This window comes from Ruegeria sp. CDSC068 (assembly GCF_059610545.1).
On sequence record NZ_JBXWNV010000002.1, the window covers coordinates 120,689 to 145,619 of the forward strand.

20 protein-coding genes are annotated in these 24,931 nt (G+C 55.2%); 15 read left to right on the plus strand and 5 right to left on the minus strand.

Annotated features, from left to right (window positions below):
• Window positions 1-20: 20 nt before the first annotated feature.
• Window positions 21-1,082, minus strand: coding sequence for a glutathione S-transferase C-terminal domain-containing protein (locus AC2FID_RS05315; protein WP_496835762.1), 1,062 nt, complete (start codon window positions 1,080-1,082; stop codon window positions 21-23).
• An 8-nt stretch (window positions 1,083-1,090) separates the two neighbouring features.
• Complete coding sequence (locus AC2FID_RS05320) at window positions 1,091-1,657, minus strand: hemerythrin domain-containing protein (RefSeq protein ID WP_282118908.1); 567 nt, start codon at window positions 1,655-1,657, stop codon at window positions 1,091-1,093.
• A 352-nt stretch (window positions 1,658-2,009) separates the two neighbouring features.
• On the opposite strand from AC2FID_RS05320, the gene AC2FID_RS05325 reads away from it, so the two are divergent.
• Window positions 2,010-3,044, plus strand: a complete 1,035-nt coding sequence (locus AC2FID_RS05325; protein ID WP_496835765.1) for an AraC family transcriptional regulator — start codon at window positions 2,010-2,012, stop codon at window positions 3,042-3,044.
• Between the two features lie 729 nt (window positions 3,045-3,773).
• Here AC2FID_RS05325 and AC2FID_RS05330 read toward each other — a convergent pair.
• Entirely contained in the window at window positions 3,774-6,974 is a 3,201-nt protein-coding gene (locus AC2FID_RS05330; protein WP_496835766.1) for a DUF8508 domain-containing protein, read from the minus strand.
• A gap of 562 nt (window positions 6,975-7,536) precedes the next feature.
• Window positions 7,537-8,550 carry a helix-turn-helix transcriptional regulator gene (locus AC2FID_RS05335; RefSeq protein WP_496761212.1) on the minus strand — a complete coding sequence of 338 codons (1,014 nt, stop codon included), beginning with the start codon at window positions 8,548-8,550 and terminating at the stop codon, window positions 7,537-7,539.
• Between the two features lie 112 nt (window positions 8,551-8,662).
• On the opposite strand from AC2FID_RS05335, the gene AC2FID_RS05340 reads away from it, so the two are divergent.
• The 4 genes from AC2FID_RS05340 (at window position 8,663) to AC2FID_RS05355 (ending at window position 13,033) form a co-directional block, all read left to right on the plus strand.
• Complete coding sequence (locus AC2FID_RS05340) at window positions 8,663-9,736, plus strand: alpha/beta hydrolase (protein ID WP_496835768.1); 1,074 nt, start codon at window positions 8,663-8,665, stop codon at window positions 9,734-9,736.
• A gap of 6 nt (window positions 9,737-9,742) precedes the next feature.
• Window positions 9,743-10,588 (plus strand): efflux RND transporter periplasmic adaptor subunit, encoded by an 846-nt coding sequence (locus AC2FID_RS05345; RefSeq protein WP_496835770.1) that lies wholly within the window; start codon window positions 9,743-9,745, stop codon window positions 10,586-10,588.
• 55 nt (window positions 10,589-10,643) lie between these two features.
• Window positions 10,644-11,906: an MFS transporter gene (locus AC2FID_RS05350; RefSeq protein WP_496835771.1), complete on the plus strand. Its 1,263-nt coding sequence runs from the start codon at window positions 10,644-10,646 to the stop codon at window positions 11,904-11,906.
• A gap of 125 nt (window positions 11,907-12,031) precedes the next feature.
• Window positions 12,032-13,033, plus strand: coding sequence for a calcium:cation antiporter (locus AC2FID_RS05355; protein WP_496835773.1), 1,002 nt, complete (start codon window positions 12,032-12,034; stop codon window positions 13,031-13,033).
• 221 nt (window positions 13,034-13,254) lie between these two features.
• Here the strand turns inward: AC2FID_RS05355 and AC2FID_RS05360 are convergent, their stop codons facing one another.
• Window positions 13,255-13,908, minus strand: coding sequence for a GntR family transcriptional regulator (locus tag AC2FID_RS05360; RefSeq protein ID WP_170385853.1), 654 nt, complete (start codon window positions 13,906-13,908; stop codon window positions 13,255-13,257).
• Here AC2FID_RS05360 and AC2FID_RS05365 point away from each other — a divergent pair.
• The 10 genes from AC2FID_RS05365 to AC2FID_RS05410 all read left to right on the plus strand — a co-directional run bounded on the left by AC2FID_RS05365 (window position 13,907) and on the right by AC2FID_RS05410 (window position 24,804).
• Window positions 13,907-15,208, plus strand: coding sequence for a Gfo/Idh/MocA family protein (locus tag AC2FID_RS05365; protein WP_496835774.1), 1,302 nt, complete (start codon window positions 13,907-13,909; stop codon window positions 15,206-15,208). The two genes, AC2FID_RS05360 and AC2FID_RS05365, sit on opposite strands and share 2 nt — an antisense overlap.
• 91 nt (window positions 15,209-15,299) lie before the next feature.
• A complete protein-coding gene (gene dctP, locus AC2FID_RS05370; protein WP_282169022.1) occupies window positions 15,300-16,310 on the plus strand; it encodes a TRAP transporter substrate-binding protein DctP in 1,011 nt (336 codons plus the stop codon).
• Between the two features lie 30 nt (window positions 16,311-16,340).
• Window positions 16,341-16,916, plus strand: a complete 576-nt coding sequence (locus tag AC2FID_RS05375) for a TRAP transporter small permease (protein WP_170429693.1) — start codon at window positions 16,341-16,343, stop codon at window positions 16,914-16,916.
• Window positions 16,913-18,208: a TRAP transporter large permease gene (locus tag AC2FID_RS05380; RefSeq protein WP_496835777.1), complete on the plus strand. Its 1,296-nt coding sequence runs from the start codon at window positions 16,913-16,915 to the stop codon at window positions 18,206-18,208. Before AC2FID_RS05375 ends, AC2FID_RS05380 begins: the two co-directional genes overlap by 4 nt.
• A complete protein-coding gene (locus tag AC2FID_RS05385; protein WP_496835778.1) occupies window positions 18,208-20,094 on the plus strand; it encodes a bifunctional sugar phosphate isomerase/epimerase/4-hydroxyphenylpyruvate dioxygenase family protein in 1,887 nt (628 codons plus the stop codon). The genes AC2FID_RS05380 and AC2FID_RS05385 overlap by 1 nt, the downstream gene beginning before the upstream one ends.
• A 1-nt stretch (window position 20,095) precedes the next feature.
• Window positions 20,096-20,968, plus strand: a complete 873-nt coding sequence (locus AC2FID_RS05390) for a shikimate dehydrogenase (RefSeq protein ID WP_496835780.1) — start codon at window positions 20,096-20,098, stop codon at window positions 20,966-20,968.
• Window positions 20,965-21,780 (plus strand): citryl-CoA lyase, encoded by an 816-nt coding sequence (locus AC2FID_RS05395; protein WP_496835781.1) that lies wholly within the window; start codon window positions 20,965-20,967, stop codon window positions 21,778-21,780. The genes AC2FID_RS05390 and AC2FID_RS05395 overlap by 4 nt, the downstream gene beginning before the upstream one ends.
• Window positions 21,770-22,957, plus strand: a complete 1,188-nt coding sequence (locus tag AC2FID_RS05400) for a Gfo/Idh/MocA family protein (RefSeq protein ID WP_496835783.1) — start codon at window positions 21,770-21,772, stop codon at window positions 22,955-22,957. The genes AC2FID_RS05395 and AC2FID_RS05400 overlap by 11 nt, the downstream gene beginning before the upstream one ends.
• Entirely contained in the window at window positions 22,947-23,621 is a 675-nt protein-coding gene (locus AC2FID_RS05405) for a hypothetical protein (RefSeq protein WP_496835655.1), read from the plus strand. The genes AC2FID_RS05400 and AC2FID_RS05405 overlap by 11 nt, the downstream gene beginning before the upstream one ends.
• Window positions 23,614-24,804: a Gfo/Idh/MocA family protein gene (locus AC2FID_RS05410; protein ID WP_496835785.1), complete on the plus strand. Its 1,191-nt coding sequence runs from the start codon at window positions 23,614-23,616 to the stop codon at window positions 24,802-24,804. The genes AC2FID_RS05405 and AC2FID_RS05410 overlap by 8 nt, the downstream gene beginning before the upstream one ends.
• Window positions 24,805-24,931: the final 127 nt, after the last annotated feature.

Consider the following 24,931-nt stretch of genomic DNA (forward strand, 5'->3'; position numbering starts at 1 on the left):
AAGTTCGCTGCTTTGGCGCTTTAAACATTTGTCTTGGGAATGACCGACGAAGTCCCGTGCTGAACCGCCAGTTCAGGATGCCCATAAGCTTTTGGGTACATCATCGGCACGAATGGGCCTGCGGGAATGACACCATTCCAGCTTCGACCAAAGTACCCTTGCCGACAGTGATCCAGCGAACTGCTGTTTGCCACACCGGGCAAATCATGGACGCGACAAAGCCAACGCCATAGGTGCGGGTAATCAAGGATCTTGGCGCCGTTCAGCTTCATGCGCAGGTAGTAAACCGGGTCGTGGCGGTAGAGCGTCGGAAAAAGGCGCAGATCGGCTTCTGTAAATCGGTCTCCGGTCAGAAAAGGTCTGCCATCGCTGGCCAAGCGGCCTTCCAACTGCGCCAATGTTTTGAAGTATGTCCCGAAACTGGCGACATAGACGTTTTGATCAGACGAGAACCCGGCCTTGTATGCCCCGTTGTTGATGGCGACGTAGATTTGCATGTTCAGTTCGTCAATTTCAGCTCGGATCGCAGGATCATCCGGGTATAGGTTGGGCCGGTTGGCTTCATTGCAGGAGCTACCCAGCAGCGCCGCATTGCCATTCAGCATTCGAATGATCTCGGCGCTTTCATTGTTGACGATACGGCCGGCTATTTTGTCATACAGGATCGGAACTGAACGTTCTTCTGAGCCTTCAGCCCGGTAGATTTCGCGAACCAACCTGAAACCTTGTCCCGTTGCGGTTTCCAAGGTGCATTCAGGCAACGTCGCCCCAGTTGCCGAAGCAACAAGCTCGGGCGCGAACTGCCAGTTGTTCGGACCCTCTGGGTCGTCTTCTGTGGTGCGATTGGGAAAGGCCACATCCATCGAAATGCTGTCCTGCAAACCCAACACATTGCGCGCCAGCGTCACCCGATGACACCATGGGCAATTCAGCGCAACAAACAGGTGATAGCGCCCAGGTTCAGCCGGGAACTCTGGATCGCCGATAGCATGTCGAAATCTACTGACGCCGCGCACGAACTCTCCTCGTGCGCGGCGTTCTGAGGCATGGGCCTGATCTTCCTGTTTGGAATGGTCGGTCATGCGTGGCCTTATCCTCTTAGGCGGTGGTGCAGGATGATTGGAACCGCAAGGTCTTCCTCATCGCTCAGGTGGCGTTTCAGAAAGGCCTCGATGGCCTCTGAGGTGTCGCGCAGAGATCCGACTTCGGATCGGGCCTGAGCCTCATCCAATTGAATGAGCTTGATCACACGATTGGCCGTCCGTGTGTATTGGTCAAGGACCAGATCGAGGTCGGCATGGTCCTTTTCCAAAACCTTCAGTCCGGCGTCAAAGCGGGAATCCGCGGCAGAAAGCTCGGGGAAGTAGCTATGATCTTCCCAACCGTGATGGCCGTGCAAGTTTCCAACAAGCGCGTTTCCATAATAGGACAGGCGCGCGGCGTACTCTTCGGGGGACAGGTCCTTTTCAAGATAGCTTTCTGCATCAGAGCGAACCAGCCGGGCAAGGCGCCGAAACATCAGATGGGCACCCAGCCAATGGCGGGTTTTCTCGGTGAAGCCGGGGTGTGCTTCCCAGCTGTCGCGTGGATATTGTTCGAGCAAGATCTGCATCTCGCCCGGCATATCGGCGGTGCGAATGTCGTATGTATCAAGCATGCGCTTACTCCTTTCCGCAGACATGTGTGTGCTGAAAACTCGCACCGTTAGGCTCAAAGATGCACAGTTGGTGTCTATCTCTGCACATCGTCAAAAGTTGTGTCGATCAAATCGGCTATCTTGCATGGCGCGTTCAATCTTAAGATTGTCACGTCGGCGGGTGCCAATGGAGCGAAGGTGACCCCGGTGGCGCAAGGCCGCAAGATTATGCGGCAGTAGACATTTGTTTGCCTGCCCTTCTAGCGGCAACCAAACGATTGCTTGGCATAGCTTTTGCAGCCTGTCTATTATCGCCCAAAACACAAAGCGCCTAGGTTAAATGGGGCGTTTCAGTCTCGGGCGGTATGGCAACATGAGTGAGAACAAATTGAATTCTGATAGCGAAACTTGGAATGTTCCAGGTTTTGGCGTGCATCACATTGCCAAGCTTCTGGAAAACCGTGGTTCGGATATTGTTACGCTTCTGAGATCGGCCAACCTACCCGTTGATCTCCACGAAACACCACCGGATTTTGTTGATGTCCGGAATGAGCTTCGCCTCCTAGAGCTTGCCATTGAAGAGACCGGGGACCCCCTATTTGCAATCTCAGCAGGAAGAACATTTAACCCCCGAAAAACGACACTTCTCAGCTACGTCGTTTTGAACTCTCCGACCGCTGGCGACGCAATTGAGAAGGCAGTGACCTACGCGCGCCTGGCGCGGGGTTTCGCCAAATTGTCGTTTTATGAAGAAGAGCGTGGCATGTTCTTGGAGATAGATTCCATCGCTGAACTAATGCGTTCTGACGGAGCTCATAATGAGTTTCGAATATCCGCTTTCTTGACCAGTATTCAGATTGCAGCTGAAGCGCCCTTACCAGTCCTTGAGATACGTTTTCCGCATGAATTGACCGAAGAAAGGCAATCCGAAATCTCCGGTGCTTTAGCGGTCAATATCAAACAGAGTCAAAGGGTTCCGGGTATCCTGTTTGACCAGACAGTGATGGATATTCCGATCAAAGATACAGACCCCGCATTGCTTCTGCATCTTGAAAAACATGTGCAAACTTTGATGAAGGATTTGCCGCCCGCAATCGGCGAAACAAGTTCTTTGGTGCAAAGCGAGATTACGTCGCGACTGTCTTTTAACGCTCCTACACAAGATGAAATCGCGAAGACGCTGGGGATGAGCATCAGTACACTCGGACGCAAACTTGCCAAAGAAGGCACAACCTACAAACAACTGCTCAAAGACATTCGCGCAAGGCTGGCAGAACAGTATCTTGATGACCCCAAGCTAAGTCTTTCCGATATTGCTTTTGCGCTCGGTTACTCTGATCAGGCTGCGTTTACCAATGCCTACAAGACCTGGACGGGCCAATCTCCGGGTAGTGTTCGAACAGTTTAGGTTGATCTCAGGGCATGCAACTCGGTTGTTACAGTGATCTCGGGCAAGAAAGCGGATGCTGATCTACTGAAACGTAGCCTCAGGCATCCGCTTTTTATGTGTCAGCGCGTTTATGAGAAGGCATCACTGCATGAATCACAAGAGTCGGAATTCGAAAGCTCTGGTGTCAACTGGAAGCCGGGGCCGGACAGATTTACGGTTTGTTGGTCGATGTCACCCAACGGGTGCGCCGAAGACATTCCAGCACTTACGATCAGTGCGAACACGGTAGCAGATGCAATTATTACTTTTTTCATTTCTTGGTCCCTTTCGGTTGAGCGTGCTTGAAACGCTTTGTGTGCATTCAATTTGGCATTCTGCGGCTCAGGTTTATTGCGATTGCACGTCAAGGTTTTGAGAAAAGACATCAAGCTAGCGTCGGTTCGCGTCGTCGCCTTGAGAACATTGATCAACACGGCATGGGGTCGCTTTGAGCCCATTTTGATCAATGCTGTGCAAGGCGTGAATGGCCGGTAGCCATAACAAAGCTGCGGATGGAGTTCTTACAGGTCGTCAGATGGGATCAAACCTGCACGGTTCAGCAGCCAGGCTTTTTTTCGCAACCCACCACGTTCACTAAATCACTTAGGCTAAAATTCTCTGTTCGAGTTCTTTGGTGTTCGCGATGCGGTTGGATCCGGCAGTGGTATGCCACACGGTGGTACAGGGGTGACCCCGTGTGGCATTGTCTTACGCAATCAAGTTTTGGTCGATCACCTCGAACGAGAATTCGTCGACTGTAAACATGGTGTCGTCGATCGCTGACAGCTCTACCGCATCAAAGGTTTTGCGCCCGAGTGAGCCCGAGAAATCACCGTCGTCGGCATCCGCCACCATGGTGCCGACAAGAACACCGTCATCGTAGAAGGCAACCTCGACGTCACCGCTGCCGTGACTGTCGCCAAAGCTAAAGATGAATTCCACCGCTTCTAGGTCCGTGTCTTCCAGCGCAATTCTGAGGCTTTCGTCACCGTCAACCGATGCAGCATCGCGGCTAAACAACGAGTCGTCGAATGAGAACACGCCAATCGCCCCATGCTTGATCGCGACCAGTTCAAAATCGGTCGGATCGACCGCATCTACCTTGATACCCACATCCGAAAACGTCAGGCTGTTCCGAACCGGACCTAGCTTGTCGACATCCACGACTTCGCCATCGATGCTCTCAAAGGCTTTGGTTTTGAACCAGCGACCGGTCTCGAACTCAACCGCCAAACTCTGGGTTTCTGGAATGAACAGGCTTGCCACCATGGGATCGTGATCCGAGGCGCGCCCGCTGGTTGCGGCGAACTCTGAATTGACGTGGACGATGTCAACCTGTGCGCCGGAATGCAGATCCTCGGACACCAGAATATGATCCAACGACTGGCTGTTGCCCTGAAACTCAAAGCTATAGCGTTCGTCTTCCGGGATGTCGTTTGTCAGGTTGACGAGGTCGGTATTGGCCTCAAGGTCGGCTACGGGTGAGACAAATTCAAACTCGTTGAAGTCACCCAACACAACCGTATTAGCACCATCACCCAGTCCGTTAACAAAATCCTGAACAGCCTGGCTCTGGGCCTGGCGCTCATCCAGACTGCCGTTCACATCAACGTCTTCTTGGCGAGCGGCAAAGTCCTGTTCGGTTCCCAAGATAGGCGCAGAACCACCTTTGGATGAAAAGTGATTGTTGACCACTGTGACGGTTTCACCGTTGAAAACAAAATCTGCGACCAATGGCAAACGTGCGCCCTCAAACGCCTCGCCTTCACCTTGCCCACTGATGGTCTGCACGGATCCTTCCACTAACGAGACACGATCAGGATTGTAGAGAAAGGCGGTGCGGATGTTGCCGCCGGGCTGACCCCCGGATGTTCCGTCCCCGATAAAGGTGTTGTCGATCACCTCATAAGCCGGACCACCCGCCGCCAGGATAGCCGCGGCCAGTTCCGCCAGGGTTTCGGACGCCGAGACTGTCCCGTCATCGTCCGAGCCCGAATTGTCCTGCACCTCTTGCAGACCAATGATGTCCGGGCTGTTGAGGTTATTGGTGATCTGCTCGGCAATGGCTGCAAACCGACCGTCGGCCACATCTTGGTCGCCGTCGCCTTCATTGGGGTCGAGGTTAAGAACATTGTATGTCGCAATCGTCAGCTCGTTGCCTGAACTGGCGAGGGTGGTCGTTTCCTGTTCCAACCCTGCTGACTGGATATTCGGTGTAAAATCCTCGGTCGGCAGGATTTCGTAATTTCCGAAACTATAGCCCACCACACCCGTGACGTCGCCAAGGTGATCGCCGACATTCACCGTGGGAAAGTCGAAATCGAAAATTCCACTGTCTTCGTCGATCTGGATTTTCTCAGGATTGAAGTCGTCTGGTGAGATATTGAGCGTGCCACGCTCAGAAAGACCGGTTGCGCCACTGCCCTGATCGGCCACTGCAAAGATTTCGCCGAACCGGCTGGTTCCGCTGACGGCTTGCAAATCCGTTGCAGTCACGCGCATCCCTTCCAGGCTTTCGAAGAAGTCGATGCCATCCTGGGTTGGATCGAATGAGGCAAACGCATCGTCGTCGATGCTTTGGTTGGGCACCGCTCGCTCACCCGGATCATTGCCAATCAGCACTGCTTCGGGCAACGCATTGCCCGATGACTGCACCTCAAGGTCAAAAACATTGGTCAGTTGGGTGGTCGGCAGGTTGCCACTGCCTGTGCCGCCGGGAAAGAACTCGGCAACGGTTCCGCCCACGGAAATGGCGTCACCTACTGACACTATAGGGCTTGATCCGGTGAACACGAAAATCGCGTCCGAGGTCGCATCGATTCCGTCGCCTTCCGGATCCTGAAGATAGAATCCGTTGGAATCTACCGCAGTGACGATGCCGCTGGTTGAAACCATGTCGCCCAGAACGTTTGATGGGCCGGCAGGCAAGTCCTCGAAGAATTCGGCAACCGTTTGGCCATCTGCCAAAACAAACTCCGACACATGGCCTGAGCCCTGTATTTCATAGATTGACACTATTTCGATGTCGCTGGCCGAGATGGATACCTCGACAACAGGGGCCAGAATTCCGTCAAAGGCGGGATCGCCCGAGGTTACCGTGTGCTGAATGTCCGCGACCTCGGCTGCTTCGGGCAGATCGTCGTCAACGGCCGTGACTATGACCTGTTGTGGCTGATCAAAATTGGTCGCGTCAAAAACCAATTCGGTTGGTGCAACGTCAAGATCAGCTCCTGCGGCTATGGTGATCGTGACGGGTTGCTCGGGCGCGACAGACAACGTGACTTCATAACTATCCGCCATGCCCCCTTCATCGGCCGCCAGGTCCAGATCATTTATGATGACCGATGGTGAAGGCGCGGCATCCGTGACCTTAAAGCTTGCAGGCTCAACATCTTCAATTCTGGAATTGTCGGTCGTCCAGTTGGCGGGATCGTTAATGGCGGCCTGCAATTCAGCTTTGGTACCGGTAAGCGGGCCGGAATAAACACCGTTATCGGTTTCGGTGAGGGCGATTGCGCTGGTGCCGACTGTCAGCCCCGAGGGCAGTGCAGACGTATTCGACGATGTTGCGTCAGCCTCATATCCGTCTTCATTGAAATGAACCGATGCGACAAAACTGGGCGTGTCGTCATCACCCTGATACGCGTGGATCTGATCGCCGCTGGCCGAAAAGTTTGGCCCGGTAAATGCGGGGTTTATCACTGTACCCGCAGCGATGTTCGCAGGTGCCGTCCAGACGAATATACCCTCACTGCTGCGGAACCCGCCGGCTGCAAACCAACCGTTATCAGTGAATTTGATCTCGGTTCCTGCCTCGATGTCGGTCAAAGCAACAAATGTGAACTCGTCGGGGTTGTCGGAATTGAACCCAGTAAACGCAATATCACCCGCAGCCAATGTAGTAACCATGTGAGCCTCGCTTTTTGATCTGGTGAATGGATGGCGGGTCGATATGCGACTCGCCTCAATACAACCTAAGGTAGCTTAACCTGACGATGTTAGTTAATTGGTTGTACGGAGCAGGCCTAATACGGCGGAGCTTTGCCGCCTGAAAACGCGGCATCCTTTTCATCCCTGCTCGGCTGTCCAACCATCTGTCACCTGAGGTCAGGGTTTTCCGCCGTAACTGGCGGCACAAAACGGCCTGTGACGAACGAAATCGTGATCCCACCTGACAAGCGATGGATTTCTAGCCGGACGAGCTGCGATTTATATCAGACGGTAAAAGGAAATTTATGGCTGGGGTGGTAGGATTTTTTGCCAACATGTTGAAAATTAACAAAATAAAGGAAATGTGGTCAATGGGTAGTGTTCGGAAATTGGTTTGAGTCCAGTATTGTGCCTCACTGTTCTGCTTTTGACATTTTGGACGTTAGCGAGTTCGCCGGTCATACGACTTGCGCGGGATCGGACGGAAACTGAACCTTCGCTGTGCATTGCGCCAGTGTCCGCTCCATTGAGGCCTTGCTACCTACGTACCGCTCAATTTGCGAAACTTAGATGGTGAAATTCCAAACCAGCTGGCAAATGTGCGGCGGAAGCTGTTGACCTCGCTGAACCCAAGATTGAAGGCAACCTCCGCGACAGAAAGGTCAGTGCCCGACAGCAGCGACCTGGCTCGATCTGTCTGTTCAGTCACACGGATCTCTTTGAAATTGGTGTTCTCCGCAGTGAGTTGCCGTTGCAGCTTGCGTACGCTGACACCCAATGTGGCCGCCACCGTTTCGATGTCGGCGTGCCCCATGGCGAGTTGCGCGCGCAAGGCGTTCCCAACCACCTCTTTGGTGGTTGAGGGCGTTTGCCGCGACCGCACATCGCGGATGCCTGCCAACGTCATCGCCAGCCTCTCATCGGTTGTCCGCGGATTAGGGGTTTCGATTTCTGACAGAGGGATCGCAATGCTGGCGGCGGATCCCCCAACACGCACCTCTGCGTTATAGATGTACTGCAGCGCGGTTTCGGTGCCTCGGTGCAACTCTGGCATCTCAACCCAGCTCGGCCGCCAGCGGCGTCCACAGAACTCGCGCACCACAGACTGCAGCACAAACGGCAGGTCTTGATCGATCAAATTTGCCCCGGCGATTCCGCCGAGCATGGCATCAAACCCAAGCACAAAATGATCGCCAACCACGCGGGTGCGCATAACTGACCCCCGTTGCAGGAACGGCAGGATTTTTTCGGCCCGCACCAGGGCCACATCCAGTTTCGGCGCACCGAGCACATAGTCTGCGTAGGCCCCAAAGGAGGCGTAATGGAAGTCTTGCGTGATATAGGCACCGATGTGTTTTTCGGAGATCTTCAGGCTGGCGGCTTGCATGAACCGCGCCTGAAGTCGATAGGGGAGGAACACCGTCGGGTCTTCCATTACTGCTCGCGTCAGCCCGGCTTCCTTCAGCGCATGTTCGGACACCCGCGGCGATGCAATTTGGTCAAGCCCTTGTAGCGCGGGGCGAAACGCCAAGGTGCTTTGCAAAACCGTGTCCATGACGGATAGTTTGTCGTGAAATGATCACTTTTGGAAGTGGCGTGGCCTCCCCCCGCAAATTACCTTCATTTTAGCGAAACGAACAACCCAAACTGAAAGTTGGAGACCAAATATGAAACGCCGTTCCGTCCTGAAAGTTGTTCTGACAAGCGCACTGATTGCGGCTCTTTCGGTGCCTGCGGCCGCCACTGCAGACAGCGCAAAACCCGTGATTGAAGGTCTGCCAATGGCGGCGCGGACCGCACCGGTTCCTGCGGGCGTGTCCCCGGAATTGGCTGGGCTCATCGAAAGCCGTCAAGTTGGTACGCATGCCGATACCCCATCCTCCACTGAGCAATGGCTTGCGTTGCAAGCTGAGTTTGACGCTGCCTCCCTGCAAGGGGTCGCACGTTTGCTTGAGATGACCGGCGCTCAATTCGCCATCGAGAACGTGGCGGGGGTGACCACCTACCGTGTCACGCCAACCACCATTGATCCCCGGTGGGCGGACACCGTTTTTGTGCATGTGCATGGCGGAGCCTTTGTCTTTAATGGTGGTGAGGCCGCCATGGCCGAAGCGATCTGGATGGCGCATGGTTTGGGTGTTGAGGTGGTGTCTGTCGACTATCGCCGCCCACCGCTGCATCCGTTTCCTGCCGCAACAGATGATGTGATCGCCGTGTGGCAGCAAGTTATCAAGGACCATGATCCAGCCAAAGCTGCGATGTTTGGCACCTCTGCGGGGGGCAACCTGGTGTTGTCGACGGTTTTACAACTGCGCGACATGGGTACCCCATTGCCTGGAGCCATTATGGCAGGCACGCCCGCTGTGGATCTGGCGCAGACGTCGGACAGCTGGATCACGTTGCAGGGTCTTGATCCGCTTGGCGCCCGCGAGGGTGTGATTGAAGGCACGTTTGACATTTATGCAGACGGTACCGACCGCACCGATCCGCGACTGTCCCCGATCTATGCCAATCTGGACAACCTACCGCCGACGGTTCTTCTGACCGGCACACGCGACCTGTTGCTAAGCGATACGGTGCGCATGCACCGCGCCCTGCGCGCCGCCGGGGTTGCCGCCGATCTGCATGTCTACGACGGCCAGTCACACGGCGACTACATGGCAGGTTTCTTCGTGAACGCGCCGGAGACTCATGACGCTTGGCGTGAGCTCAACACCTTCTTTGACCTGCATCTGGAGTGACTAACCATGACTGGTTTTGCAAAACTCCCACTTCTGCTGTTGGGTCTTCTGATGACACACAGTGCCCACGCAGTGCCTGTGAAAGACTTCACCAACATGCTCGCCGCAGAGACATTTGCCGGACGGATAGAGGCCAGTGAGAGCGCCCTTGTGGCCAATTCGGTGCGCGGCATCCTCGCGGCGGTGCATTTCAAGCCGGGCGATACGGTGGAGAAAGGCCAATTGCTGTTTGAAATTGCGGCCCCGGCATACGAACAAAAGCTCGCCGCAAGCCGTGCGGTCGAAAACCGTCGTGAGGCCGAATTGGCAACAGCGGAGGCCGAGGCGCAACGGCAGGCGAAACTTGGCGCGCGCGATGCGGTTTCCGAACTGGCCGTTCAAAACGCTACGGACCGGCTGATACTGGCCAAGGTGGCGTTGCAAGAGGCGCAGGCGCACCGTGCATTGGCAGAGCTTGAGCTGGCTTCGACACAGATCAGGGCGCCGATTTCGGGGCAAATTGGGCTCGCCCGCAAACAGGTGGGCACCTATCTGGACACAGAAAACGGTCAAGCGCTGGCGCAGATTGTGCACACAGACACGGTCCGAGTTGTGTACGGAATGCCGTACAAATCCCTGATCGCGCTGGACCAGTCGACGCCAGAGGGCCTGAGTGCTCTGATGGAGCGCTTTCAGGTCGACTTGCATTTGCCAGGTGACGTTCAGCCACTGGCACAGGGTGGCCGCGTGCTTTTTGCTGAAAGCGTGCTGGCCGCGAACGAAACCCTGCGCATCTGGGCGGAAATCCCAAATCTTGAGCGCGGCCTTATTCCCGGCTTGAACGTCGAAGTCAAAGTTAGCTTTCCAAACTAAAGCAGGTCGCGCGTCAGGCGCGCCTCACTTTTCCTCTCTTTCCTGGAGCAGTTCCATGGCCCGGTTCAGCGATCAAATCCACACCCTGAAATACCTGTTTATCGCGGTCGCGGCGATACAGCTGGTGACTGCGGCATCGGGCACCATCGTCGCGCTCTATTTTGCCCAAACCGGCGCGTCTCAGGAAATCGCTGCGCTGGCGCCCGCTGCTTACTCGTTGGGATTCCTGATCGGCTGTTTCTACATTGCAGGCTGGATCACCAGCATTGGACATATTCGTGCATTTTCTGCGGGGGCGGCCATATGCACCGCTGCCGCCCTGCTTTTTTCCGTGACTGAAAACGAGCCCACGCTGCTAATCGTGCGCCTGATGACCGGCGTTGCAACCGCGGGCCTTTTTGCCATCGGTGACGCCTGGATCAGCGAAACCGTCGACGAAAAATCGCGGGGCCGATTGCTTGCCGTGTTTGCCATTGTCCTCGGGTTGATGTCGGTTCTCAGTCAGGTTCTCGTAATCGTTACACCCGACGACCTGAACCAGTCTTTTGTGCTGATGTCCTTGCTCTACTGTCTGGCAATTGTGGTGATCGCCGCGACGCCCAGCACGCCGCCCGAGGGCAAAGAACGGGCGAATGTACGCTTCAAGGCGCTGTTTCAAGACGCGCCCACTGCCGCTCTCGGCGCGCTCACCGTTGGTATCGTGTCCACAGTGTTCATGAATGTTGTGCCGTATCGGGCGGCTGTCATTGGCATTGATGCCACGGATGTGGCTATTGGCATCGCTGCTATTTACGTCGGGCGTATCCTGTTTCTCTATCCGCTTGGATTTGTGTCAGACCGCATGGATCGGCGCCGCGTCATTGTAGTGACGGCGACAGTCGCAACCGGCGCCCTTGCGGCCTTCGCCACTTTCGCCACTGGCGACGGTGCGCGCTACTCAGCCATCGTGGGCACACCACTTTACATTGCAATGCTCGCCGGATTGATCCTCCTGGGCGGATCGATGCTCACCCTCTACTCGCTGCTTTTGGCTCACGCGATGGACCGCACTGTGCCCGTCTATGTCGCGTCCAGTGCTGTCACAATGCTGTTTGTCTTCACTATCGGCGGCATTGCAGGCCCTCTCATGACCAGCGCGCTTTCGGCGGTATTTGGCGATGCGGTCATGGGCTGGATGCTTGTACTTGCGATGGCCGTCTTCGCGGGCTTCTCCGCTTTCAGGATCAAAACAGTGGCCCCGGCTGCCAGAGCGGAACAAACCCACTTTAAGGCGACCGAAACCACCAGCCTCAAATCCGTCCCCACCCAGAAACGGTAAGGTAGGAGACCACCACCTCCACAAACCTCTTTCGCGCAGAAAAAGCCACTCTACTCATCTGGCTCGTATTTGTTGCCATGACCTTCGCCGGCGACCTCATCAAGCCAACGGCCACTGGCTCCATCATGTCCTGGCTCCTGCTGGGCGGCATTTTCGGCGTGATGCTGTCCGTGGTCTTCCGCGTGGTGCACCACGCCGAGTGCTTGGCCGTCATCTTTGGCGAGCCTTATGGCACATTGATCCTGACATTGTCGGTGATCGGCATCGAAGTGGCTCTGATCACAGCTGTTATGCTGACCGGGGACAACAACCCGACACTGGCTCGGGACACTATGTTTTCCGTGTTGATAATTGTCATGAACGGATTGGTTGGTCTCAGCCTGCTGATTGGGGGGCTGCGGCACGGGCTGCAGGTGTTCAACCTCTCGGGTGCTAATGCCTACCTTGTGGTGCTGTTGCCAGTGGCCATCGTCAGCCTCGTCTTGCCAAGCTTCACCACATCCGCCCCGGGCGGTGGTCTGTCGGCTCTGCAAATTGTCTTCATGATCGCCATGTCCGTGGTGCTCTATGGGATTTACCTCGTCTACCAAACCGCCGGCAAACCCGAGATTTTTCGACAGCCTGGGGAAGACCTGCCAACAACCGGTGGCTCGGATGCGCATCATCTGGAAACCAAAAGCATCGGTTTCCATGTTCTTTGGTTGGTGCTGGCGATGTTGCCCCTGGTTTTGATGTCCAAAAAACTGGCGCTGTTTGTCGATTTCAAATTGCTGGAATTTGGCGCACCTGTCGCGTTGGGTGGCTTTCTGGTTGCCGCCATGATCCTGACACCCGAAGCCCTCGCCGCGCTGGACGCTGCGCGGGCCAACAAACTGCAACGGGCCGTGAACATCTGTCTGGGGTCGGCTTTGGCAACCATTGGCCTAACAGTGCCCGCTGTGCTGATCGCGGCACATTTTGTTGCGCTTCCCATCGAACTTGGGCTCGGCGGCGCGGAAATCGTCCTTCTGGCCCTGACAATAGGGATCAGCATCCTGACCTTTGTCGGAACCCGCACCAACGCGCTTCAGGGTGTCGTGCATCTGGCCGCCTTTATGACCTATGTGTTCCTGATATTTGACTCATGACCGTAGGTTTAAGTTGCGTTGGGTGAGCTCAAAAGGCAGCCCCTCACTGGCGGCTTCTTGCACCAGACCGAGTTTAATATTGCTAATTCGGACCTTCACTGCCCGACGCGTGAAGGTCCGCTTTGGGCCGTTCACAAACTTCTCGATTTAGATGTAGAATTATGAGTTATTCCCTGCCAAATCGACCTGAAGACGTCGAAGCACTCAATCAGCATGCCGCCTTACATAGCCTCCAACGTGTGGGTGAGGCCGTTTCGGATGTGATCTTCCAACAGTTTCTTGGCCATATTCGCGTCTCTGGCCAATGCGGCATCGAACATGTGTTTGTGTTCTTTGGCTGCTACCTCACCGCGATAGGTCAGTACGAGCATCTGGTAGCGAAGATATTTGTCATAGATGATTGAGTGAAGGGATAGAAGATTCTTGGAGTTGCAGGCTGCTATCATTGCTTGATGAAACTCCGAGTCGTACCTCTTCCAGGTTTCTTTCTCAGAGTCATCTCCTTTGAGAAGCCGCTGCTCCATCAAATGCAGCTTATGATGCGCGGCGACGAGGTTCCCCTCCCAATCCGTGTCACCATTCTCGATGGATAACTCCAACGCGTGGCATTCCAACAGGACACGCAGCTCTGATATCTCGATCAGGTCTTCACGGGAGACCGGTGTAACCAGGAACCCCCGTTGCTCAGGAGCTTCGACAAATCCGTCGCTGGCGAGCCTGTTCAGCGTTTCACGAAGTGTCGAAAGGCTTGCCGAGTAGCGTTCCTTCAAGGCGTCCAGCTTCAGTTTGGAGCCAGGCTGCAACTCCCCGAAGATGATGTCCCGCTTGATGCGCTGATAGGTACTTGCACCTATCGTAGACGGCTGTTTCGCCATGCGTTTCACCCGATATTATCAGTTTCCTCGTTCAATTAGCATTTTTCAGAGACATCAGCAATCCAAACTGATGTATGGTAAAAATAAAAATATCATACATTATTGCGGAATCGCGAAAACCCCAATACGGTCGTGGCCAAGTTGGGCAAAGCAGCCCGATCGCAATCATCGGTTTCGGGATTTTCCGGACCCTCCGGAAGGAAGCAAAGTGTCTAAGAATTTTCGCATTGCCATTGTCGGCATTGGTCTTGTTGGACGCCGCCACGCAGACGCTATCCGAGCGTTGCGCCATGTTGATCTCGTCGCGGTGGTCGACCCCGGCGATGAAGGTCGTGCCTACGCCGTTGAGCACGGGGTCGCATGTTACGCGACCCTCGAGGAAATGTTTGCAAATCAAACTCCGGACGGAGCTGTTCTTGCGACCCCGACCACACTTCATGTCGAACAAGGCCTCACGTGTGTTCGAAATGGGTGTCCCGTACTTGTCGAAAAACCGATCGCCGTAGAAGCCACCGCTGCACTTGAGCTTGTTCAAGCAGCGGAGAAGGCCAATGTGCCACTGATGGTCGGACATCATCGTCGACACAATCCTCTGATCCGGTCGGCTAAGGAAGCCATTGCCGATGGGAAGATTGGAGATGTGCGCGCTGTCCATGCGAATTGCTGGTTCTATAAACCAGACGAGTATTTTGATGCTGCGCCTTGGAGAAAGAAACCCGGTGCAGGGCCCATCTCGGTAAATCTTGTCCACGATGTGGATCTGCTGCGGTACCTGGCCGGAGAAGTCATGACCGTACAGGCTCAGTCGGCTGCATCGCAGCGGGGTTACGACAACGAAGATGTTGCCGGTGCTCTATTGACGTTCGAAAGCGGAGCGATAGGGACCATAAGTGTGTCCGACAGCATCGTTGCTCCATGGAGCTGGGAAATGACGTCTCAAGAATATCCAATCTATCCTTCAATCACTGAGAGTAGCTATATGATAGGTGGCTCTCATGGTTCGTTGTCTGTTCCCGATCTTCGATTGTGGAGTTACCAGAGTGAGCAAAGGGACTGGTGGACACCTATTTCATCGACCGCGCTGAAGAAGGGTGCGTCTGACCCTCTGGTCAATCAGCTCAGGCACTTTGTTGAAGTAGCTCGGCACGAAGCAGTGCCGATTGTGTCTGGATGGGAAGGGTTCAGAACGCTTCAAGTTATTGAAGCTATTCAGAATTCTTGCAGAACTGGCGAGACTGTCAGGATAAGAAACCTTCAGGAAACGCAGCAACAGAGATTGCAGGTAATGAAAAATATCTGATATTTTGCAAAACATCTTGCAAAATGTCCAAAATAGGTCAAAACTCTGAATCGCAAAAAAGAAGCATCATGATGTCTCAGGGAGGAGCAAAGTGATTACCAAACTTACCCGCCGGGCTGCTGTATCAGCCCTGGTCGCAACCGGTGTTCTGTTTAGCGCAACAAGTGGTGCGCTGGCGGAAGACAAAGTACAACTACGCCTCGCAACATCAGGATCGGAGACCGATCAGCGTTCGGTCGCAATGGCCGAGGTTTTCGCGCCCATGGTCGCCGATTTCGCAAGCTATGAACCCAGCTATAACGGTACCATCTTCGCTCAGGGCACCGAGTTGGACGCCCTCAGCCGAGGCAACTTGGAAATGTCGATCACTTCGGCGCAGGAACTGGCACAGTTCTTCCCCGAGTTTTCGATCTTTACCGCAGGCTACGTGCATCAGGACGCGGCGCATCAGGTGGCCGTTTTCAACGACCCCTTGATGGATGCCTTTAAGCAAAAGGCCGAAGAAGAACTGGGCGTCAAACTGCTGTCGGTCATGTATCTGGGCCGTCGTCAGGTGAACCTGCGCCAACCCAAGGATGAACTGACCGTCAGCACTCCGGCTGATCTGGAGGGTGTGAACCTGCGGATGCCGGGCACCGATGCGTGGCAGTTCCTTGGCAAAGCGCTGGGTGCCGCCCCGACACCAATGGCGTTCTCAGAGGTTTACACAGCTCTGTCGACTGGTGCCGTTGACGGTCAGGACAACCCGTTGCCGACCGTGGTTGATGCCAAATTCTACGAAGTGACCAATCAGATCATCCTAACATCGCACTTGGTCGACTTGAACTATATCGCCATCGGCAAAGAGGTTTGGGACGGGCTGACACCGGAACAGCAGGCTAAGGTTCAGGAAGCTGCGGATGCTGCAGCTGAATCAGGCCGTCAGAAGCAACTTCAGAAAGAAGAGGATCTTGTCAGCTTCCTGAAAGAGCAAGGCATGGCGATCTACGAACCCGATCTCGCGGCGTTCCGCGATCAGGTACAGTCTATGTATCTGGACAGCGAGTTCGCTGGCTCGTGGCCTGAGGGCGTTCTGGATCAGATCAACGCTCTGGGCAACTGAGCCCAGTAAGACAAGGGAGGGAGAACCATAATGAAAGCCTTTATGAAGGGGTTCTCCCGACTGACCGAAGCGATTGCCGGCGGGATGCTGGCGGCAATCTTCTTGATCTTTCTATTGCAAATACTCTTGCGCTACTTCTTTACCCCCGCCGGATGGACGCTTGAACTTATCGGCATTCTGTGGGTCTGGGTGATCTTCTTCAGTTGCGCTTTCATAGTGCGTGAACGTGATCACGTGAAGTTCGACATCATCTACCTTTCCGTGCCGATGCGCGTGCGGCAGGTCTTTGCGATGCTGGCGGCCGCAGCGATCGTGGTCGGTATGCTCTACAGCTTCCTTCCGACGTGGGACTACATCGATTGGATGAAAATTCGCAAGACATCGACTGTCCGCAATCCGTTTTCCGGCGAGAAGATACCTTTGCGCACAGTATTCTCGATTTATGCGGTATTCATGTTGGTCGTCGCAGCGCGCTACGCGTGGCTATTCTTCGACGTCATGCGCAATGGCCCCCCAAAGACAGAGTTGGAACTGGTTGTTGGGTACAACGTGGTTGACGACCATCCCCGTGTCGACGTCGAAGAGGACGAGGAAGTTAAGAAATGAGTTTTGAACTTCTTTCCTGCCTGCTCGCTCTCTTTCTTCTGGCAGGCATCGGGACACCTATCGGCTATTCCATCCTTTTGGCCTCATTGGTGTATCTGGGCACAGCCGGACTGGACGTCGCACTCGCAGGCGAGAAGATCCTGCAAGGCTTCTACAAAAGCACGATCCTGCTTGCCGTGCCTTTGTTCATCGTCGCAGCGAATATAATGAACGCGGGGTCGATCACCGACCGCTTGCTGAACTTCTGCGTCGCGGCAGTCGGGCGGTTCAAGGGCGGCCTCGGGCACGTAAACGTAGTGGCGTCTCTGATCTTTTCGGGCATGTCTGGTTCGGCTGTCGCGGATGCCGCGGGGATCGGCAAAATCATCATTGAGATGATGACTAAGGATGGCCGCTACAGCCGGGGCTATGCTGCTGCGATCACCGCGGCGTCGGCAACGATCGGCCCGATCATTCCGCCCTCAATCCCGATGGTTCTTTATGCGCTGGTCTCCAAGGCATCTATCGGGTCGCTGTTCCTAGCTGGCATTCTGCCGGGCCTGATCATGGGCGTCGTCCTCATGGCGATGAACTACTATTTGGCCGGAAAGCGGAAATTTGCTTTGGAAGAACCTGTTCCATTGCGTGAATTGCCTGCTAAAACCGCCAACGCGTTTCCGGCACTGCTGATGCCCGCCATCTTGCTGTACGGCATATATGGCGGCGTCACCACTCCGACCGAGGCTGCAGCCGTAGCTGCATTCTACGCCTTGGTGCTGGCAGCATTGTTCTATCGGGCACTAACCTTCCGTGGCCTTTATCAGGTGTTCGTCGACAGCGCACGCTCTTCCGCCGCCGTTGGGGTGGTCATTGGCGGCGCGTTCATTCTGAACTTCATCGTTATTCAGGAACAGATTCCACAGTCGATCTCGGCCCTGCTGGAGGGTTCGGATGTCAGCCCGATTGTGTTTCTGATCCTGGTTAACCTGCTGATCCTCGCGCTGGGATGCGTGTTGGACGCAACAACGATCATCCTGGTGATTGTGCCCCTGTTCATTCCAACCTGCGAAGCGCTTGGGATTGATCTGGTGCATTTCGGAGTGCTGGTCGTCGTGAACTCGATGATCGGCCTGATCACGCCGCCCTATGGCATTCTACTCTTTGTGATCAACGCCGTGACGGACATTCCGCTGCGCGAAATCATCTCCGAAATCTGGGCCTTCCTCGCGGTTCTCATCTTCGCCCTGGTGATAATGATGCTGATGCCGGATCTGGTCCTGTGGTTGCCGCGTATGTTTGGATATCAGGGATAATGTGCCTCTCGGTTTCGACAACGTCGATCCCCGGTGATCTGGCCGAAAAACTGAGTGCTATCGCTGACGCGGGATTCGGAGGTGTCGAATTACACGAACCGGATTTGACCGCTTTTGACGGGCCGCCATCGCAAATTCGGAACATTGCATCAGATCTCGGCCTGAAGATTTGCCTGCTACAACCCTTCCATAACCTTGAAGGCCAGGCCGACGCCGGACGGGAGCGCGCCTTTGATCGGCTGAAGCGTAAACTCGACCTGATGAGCGATTTGGGAACGGAATTACTGCTTATCGGGTCTGCCTTCGAGGTCGATGCCGCTGCGGCCGAAGAACAGGTAGTCGCAGATCTTAGCGAAGCGGCCCAGATCGCGAAAGAGATGGGATTGCGTCTGGCCTATATGGGCTTGCCGTGGTCAGATCTTATTCACTCGGATGAACAGGCGTTAGGCGTCGTTGAAGCTGTCGACAGCCCTCATCTGGGGTTGGCTTTGAACTCATTCTTCTCGCTCGCTGACGGGTCTAAACCCGCCCGCCTTCGAGACATTCCCGGAGAGCGGTTGTTCCATGTGCAACTGTCCGATGCACCCCGGCTTGAGATGGATATCCGCAGGCTCAAGCGGCACTTCGGGCTTTTGCCCGGTCTGGGATCGCTGAACCTTGCGGGCTTCGTGCGGGTGCTGTCCCGCGCCGGGTACAAGGGGCCGTGGTCCATCGCGCGCGTCAACGAAGCGGCCCCGCAACCGGGTGGTCGAACACTGGCCCGAGACAGCTACAGATCGCTGGTCAATCTGCTGGACGAGGTGTCGCGGACCGAGCCGGGAACCGATTTCGGCATCCCGAACCTGCCGGAACGCGTTTACGCGTCAGGCTTTGAGTTCGTCGAATTTACAGCCGACGAAACAAGCGGCGCGCAGCTGGCAGATATGCTGTCAGCAATGTGTTTTCGAATGGAGCGAAAACACGTCGCCAAGTCCGTCGAGCTGTGGCGGCAAGGCGCGATCAACATCGTTGTGAATACCGAAAAGGAAGGTTTTGCCCATTCGGCCTTCCTGGGTCACGGCCCTTCCGTTTGTGATATGGGGTTGCGTGTCAAAGATGCGGATCAGACGGTTCAGCGCGCCAACGCGTTGGGCGCGCCGAATTTCTCACAGCCGGTGGGAACAGGGGAACTGGATATCCCGGCCATTCGGGGCGTTGGTGGCAATGTTGTCCATTTCATCGATGAGAAATCCGATCTGCATCGGGTGTGGGATATCGAGTTCGAGCCAGTCGCCAAGACTAAAGCGATCCAGCCCGCCGGTCTGCGCCGCATCGACCATCTGGCACAGACGATGCGTAACGATGAGATGCAAAGCTGGCTGCTCTATTACATCTCGACTTTTGAGATGGCAAAATCCCCGATCGTGAACGTTGCCGACCCGTTGGGTGTTGTGCAAAGCCAAGCCATCGAAAGCCCCGAAGGCGAAGTGCGTTTAAACCTGAATGGTGCAGTTGGGCGTCGAACACTGGCGGCTTCATTCCTTGAAGACGGTTTTGGTGCCGGTGTTCAGCACATCGCCTTCCAGTCGGACGACATATTTGAAACCTCAGCCCAATTGCGGAAGTCCGGTTTTCCCAGCCTGTCCATCCCAGAAAACTACTACGCTGATCTGCAAGCGACATTCGGGTTAAGTGAAGACCTGATCGCCCAAATGCGCAGGGATAACATACTCTACGATCAGGCGGCGGGTGCCGAGTACTTTCAGATCTACAGTCGCCCCATTTTTAACGGCTTTTTCTTTGAAATTGTTGAGCGCCGAACTGCTTACGCCGGCTATGGCGCGCGTAACGCTGCGTTTCGATTAGCGGCGCAAACGCGACACCACGTGGCGGAAGGAACAACCTAATATGAAGGCCGCACTAATCGGACAAGGGATTTCTGGCTCCATGACGCCTGAGATGCACGAGGCGGAGGGCCGGGCGCAGGGTATCGATCTGAGCTACGGTAGGATCGACACGGCAAAAGAGCCATTTCGTGGAATGTCGGTCGCTGATTTACTACATTATTCCGTTGAATTAGGCTGTGCGGCGGTCAACGTAACACACCCCTACAAAGCGTCGGTCATTGATCATCTCGATGAGCTTTCCAAGACTGCTGAGGAGCTTCAAGCTGTCAACGCGGTGGTTTTTTGTGACGACCGAATGGTTGGCCACAACACCGATTACATAGGTTTCCACAGTGCCTTTGGAGATTTTTTGGGATCATCGAAGACTGAAACGGTTCTCATGTTTGGTGCTGGTGGCGCGGGCAGTGCAGTCTCTTTGGCTTTGCTTGATTCAGGTGTTCGAGATCTGGAGATCATCGATCCTGACTTCCACCGAGCGCAGGCGCTGGTCAGTCGACTAAAGGTCTTGCGCCCTTGTGCGAAGCTTCAGGGTTCCCCCTCGATTTCGTTGGAACAGGTCAAATTTGTGGACGGAGTGGTCAATGCAACACCGCTCGGGATGGATAAGTACCCCGGGTCGGTAATTGATCCATCATTTTTGCGGCCGGATGCTTGGGTGGCAGATATAGTATATTTCCCGCTCGAGACACATCTTCTGAGCAGCGCCCGCACAACTGGGTTAAAAGTGATGAATGGTGCTGGAATGGCCGTTCATCAGGCTGCAGCGTCTTTTGAAATCTTCACCGGCTGCACCGCCTCAATCAGTCGTCTTCAAAACGTTTTCGATTCACTTCGTCAGCAGCGCATGCGCGAGTTTAGAGGTGCAACGGTATGACAAACGACGAGCAAGCTATCCGCCAATGGTGGCGTACCTCCATCATCGACATGAAGCCCGGTCAGATCGCTTTTCGTGGCAACGCCATAGAGGACCTGATCGGGAACGTATCTTTCCCGCAGATGATCTGGCTGATGGTGCGGGGTGATCTGCCCAGCGACGCACAAGCGCGCTTGTTCGAAGCTGCTTTGGTCGCAGGCGTGGATCACGGCCCACAGGCTCCCTCAATCGCGGCTGCGCGTATGGCCGCCACCTGCGGGGTAGGTCTCAATAATGCGATGGCGACTGCGGTGAACATGCTGGGCGACGTGCACGGCGGGGCAGGAGAGCAGTGTGCAGAGCTGTACTATGATATCGCAGTCCGCATGGATGCGGGAGCTTCGCTGAATGACGCTGTTCGGGATGGCTTGGACAGTTGGCGCGAGACCTACGGCAAGATCGTATCGGGCTTTGGTCACAGGTTTCACAAGCCTGTCGACCCACGCGCACCACGATTGATGAAACTTGTTCGTGATGCGACGGCAGTAGGCGCAGTATCTGGCCGGTTTGCCGATATCGGAGAAGAGGTTCAAGCCGAACTCGGTCGTCAACGCGGCGGTCGGCCAATTGCCATGAATATCGACGGCGCGACAGCTGTGATCTTCTGCGAACTTGGCTTTCCTGCGCCCTTGTCACGAGGGCTGTTCTGCCTGTCCCGCTCGGTCGGAATACTCGCCCATGCTTGGGAGCAAATGGGGCAGGGCGGTCGGAACAAAGGGCCGATGCCCCCGAATTACTTACCCCTCTACGAAGACAGGAATGATGACACGTGAGACATCGAAATCCTTCCGGGTCGGCCTTATTGGCTGTGGTCGTATCAGCGATATTTATCTAAAGACACTATCCAATTTTTCGAGCGTCGAGGTCGTGGCTTGTACAAGTCTTGATCCTTCTGAAAGCCGCGCCAAAGCGGATCAATACGGCATCGCCAAGGCCTGCACGCCAGACGAAGTGTTTGACGATCCGACGATCGACTGCGTTTTGAATCTGACAATTCCGGCGGCGCATGCCGAAATCAGCCTGCGCGCGTTGGAGGCGGGCAAGCACGTCTATTCCGAAAAGCCGCTGGTTATGAATCGAACGGATGGTAAAGCGATCCTGCACATGGCCTCTGAAAAGGGGTTACTGGTCGGTTGCGCACCCGACACGTTTCTGGGCGGTCGCTGGCAGACCGTTCGGCGCTTGATCGACGAGGGTGCCATTGGCAAACCGACAGGGGTTTTTGCCCATGTCGGTACCCACGGGACAGAACGCCACCATCCCAACCCGGATTTCTACTATAAGGCGGGTGGTGGGCCATTGCTGGACCTTGGGCCGTACTACCTGACCGCCATGATCTGCTGCCTTGGTCCCGTTGACCGGGTTGCCGGAATGGCTCGGCGCACGTTCGACAATAGGATGATCGAAAACGGCCCTCGCAACGGCGAATGGATAAATGTCGAAGTCGACACGCACTCCCTAAGCCTACTTCAGTTCTCATCCGGAGCTATAGGGTCGATGACCATGAGCTTCGACGTCTGGGACAGCGAAACTCCGCGGTTCGAGATATACGGTGAAAACGGCACCATCAGCATTCCTGATCCTGACCCGGTTCATGGTGCCAATATCTTTCAAGGGGATGTCTGGCTGAAAACGCGGGAGACCTCGCGCTGGTCTCATCAGCCTCGTCCAACCGGTCGCGAAGACTGGCAGGTGGTCGAAAACAAACACGGGTTCAATGAAGACAGCCGTGGGCTCGGCCTTTTGGATCTGGCCCTGGCGGCGCAAGAAGGACGCCAACCCCGTGCAAGTGGAGCGCTTGCCTACCACGTTTTCGAGGTCATGGACGCGATCGAACGGGCACCGAAATTTGGCGCCTATCAGACGATAGAAAGCCGTTGCGCGGCTCCGGAGCTTTTGCCGGTCGATTTCCTTAACGATGAAAGGAAGGAATTGGTTCATGCCGATTGAGACACTCGACTTTGTTCAGCCATTCTTTCGCGTCCAGCACATAACTGACGAGCGCAGAATTTCTATCGAGGGTCGCGCCATCGTCCTTAACCTTGGGGGGCGAAATCTCTCTGTCGAGGATCAGACCATTGGACCGCTTTCCTCTGTGATCGTGCAAGACAGCACGCTTAGCGGCGTGGAACGTGCAGTCATTGTCCACGATTTCGACGCCCATGCGGATGACAACGAGTTGTTCGCATGGGTGAAAGATACATGGCCATCTGCTTTTGATGTTCGCCAAGAGGAGCGTCTGCTTGGTGTCAGCCACTACATGTCGCCGAAGGTCTTTGTGGGTAACGTTGGACTGACCATGTACCATTCCGGTTCGGTCCCATTGAATGTCGGGTTGCATAAGGATCATCCGTTCTGCCCGGTACCGGGGTTTCGCGAAGTGCATACGCAAATCGTTGGCTTTGGCAAAATGCAGCAATGCCGCGAACGGGACGTTGAAACCCTTTACCTTGAAGAATTCATGGCTCCGGGCACGACGCACAAGCCGATGTATGACGCCGAAGGCAACTATCCCTGGCATCAATACGAGACAATTACCCCCAGTATTTTCATGGCGGTGGAAATGCTGCCGGAAGGCGTACAGGTCCCGGAAATGGAGGTTCAGAATGGCTGAGAGACTTTTACTCGAAGACCTGAACTTTGACGGACCTTTCCCCCGGTTGTCTCGCCGTTTGCGGCTGGGCGTTGTTGGCGGAGGACGGATCTCTGTTACGCAAGCAACGGCCGCGCGGATGACCGACCGGTGGGAGGTCACCGCAGGCGCGCTCAGTTCAGATGGCGCGCGCAGCAAGGCGCGCGGAGCTGAGTGGTTCTTGCCAGTAGATAGGTGCTATGCGTCCTTCGACGAGATGGCAAAGGCCGAGGCGGCGCGCCCGGATGGCGTAGATGCCGTCATGATCACTACCCCGAACCACGTTCATTTTGAAGCCGCCAAAACGTTTCTGGAGGCGGGTATTGACGTGCTGTGCGACAAGCCCCTGACCAACGAAGTCGACGAGGCCGAGGGGCTTGAGGACATTACCGCGCGCACGGGACACATCTTTGCTGTCGGCTATGCGATGTCATGTTTTCCAGTAATCCGTCAGGCCAAACAAATCGTGGCGGAAGGCGGCATCGGTAAAATCAACCAAATCCACGTCGAGTTCATGCAAGACTGGATGACGCCCGATGATGTGGCTGATGCGCCCCACGTCAAATGGCGGCTGGACCCAAAGATTTCTGGTCCGACCAGCTGTGTCGGCGATATCGGCACCCATGCCGCGCATCTCGCCAGTTTTGTCTCGGGCCTGCCCTTGACCGACCTACGGGCTGAGTTTCATGTCTGCGGCGCGCCAAAGCCTTTGGAAGACACGGTGTTCATGTTCACCCGCTACCAAAATGAAATTCCGGGAACCTTGATGGCAACACGCCTTGCCCCGGGAAATCGGGGTGGGTTGAGGTTGCGGATATTTGGGAGCGAAGGCGGCCTCGAGTGGGATTTAGAGAATTCGGAGCAGCTGAAGTTCAATCGGTTTGGTGAACCGGATAATATCATAAGCCGAGGTCACGGGCATGGCATCGGCCCCGGCGCAGAACGTCTGATCCGTACCGCGCGCGGCTTCCCCGAAGGGATTATCGAAGCTTGGGCCAACCTTTACACGGAATTTGCCATGGCCGTAGCCGCGCGTCGGGATGGCGTTACCGTTCCGGCCGATTGGCTTGCTTACCCCAGTGTCGAACAAGGCGCAGACGGTGTCCGATTCATTGATGCCTCTGTGCGCTCTCACCAGTCCCGAGGTGACTGGGTCACCATCTAATGCTCTGCCAGCACAAAGGTTAAACACGCCCGGGCTATTGCTCGGGCGTTTCTATTTTCTGCTCAGCATTAAAAGTTGATATTTTAAAAAATATCAGATATTTTTTACTACGTGTGATGAAAATAAG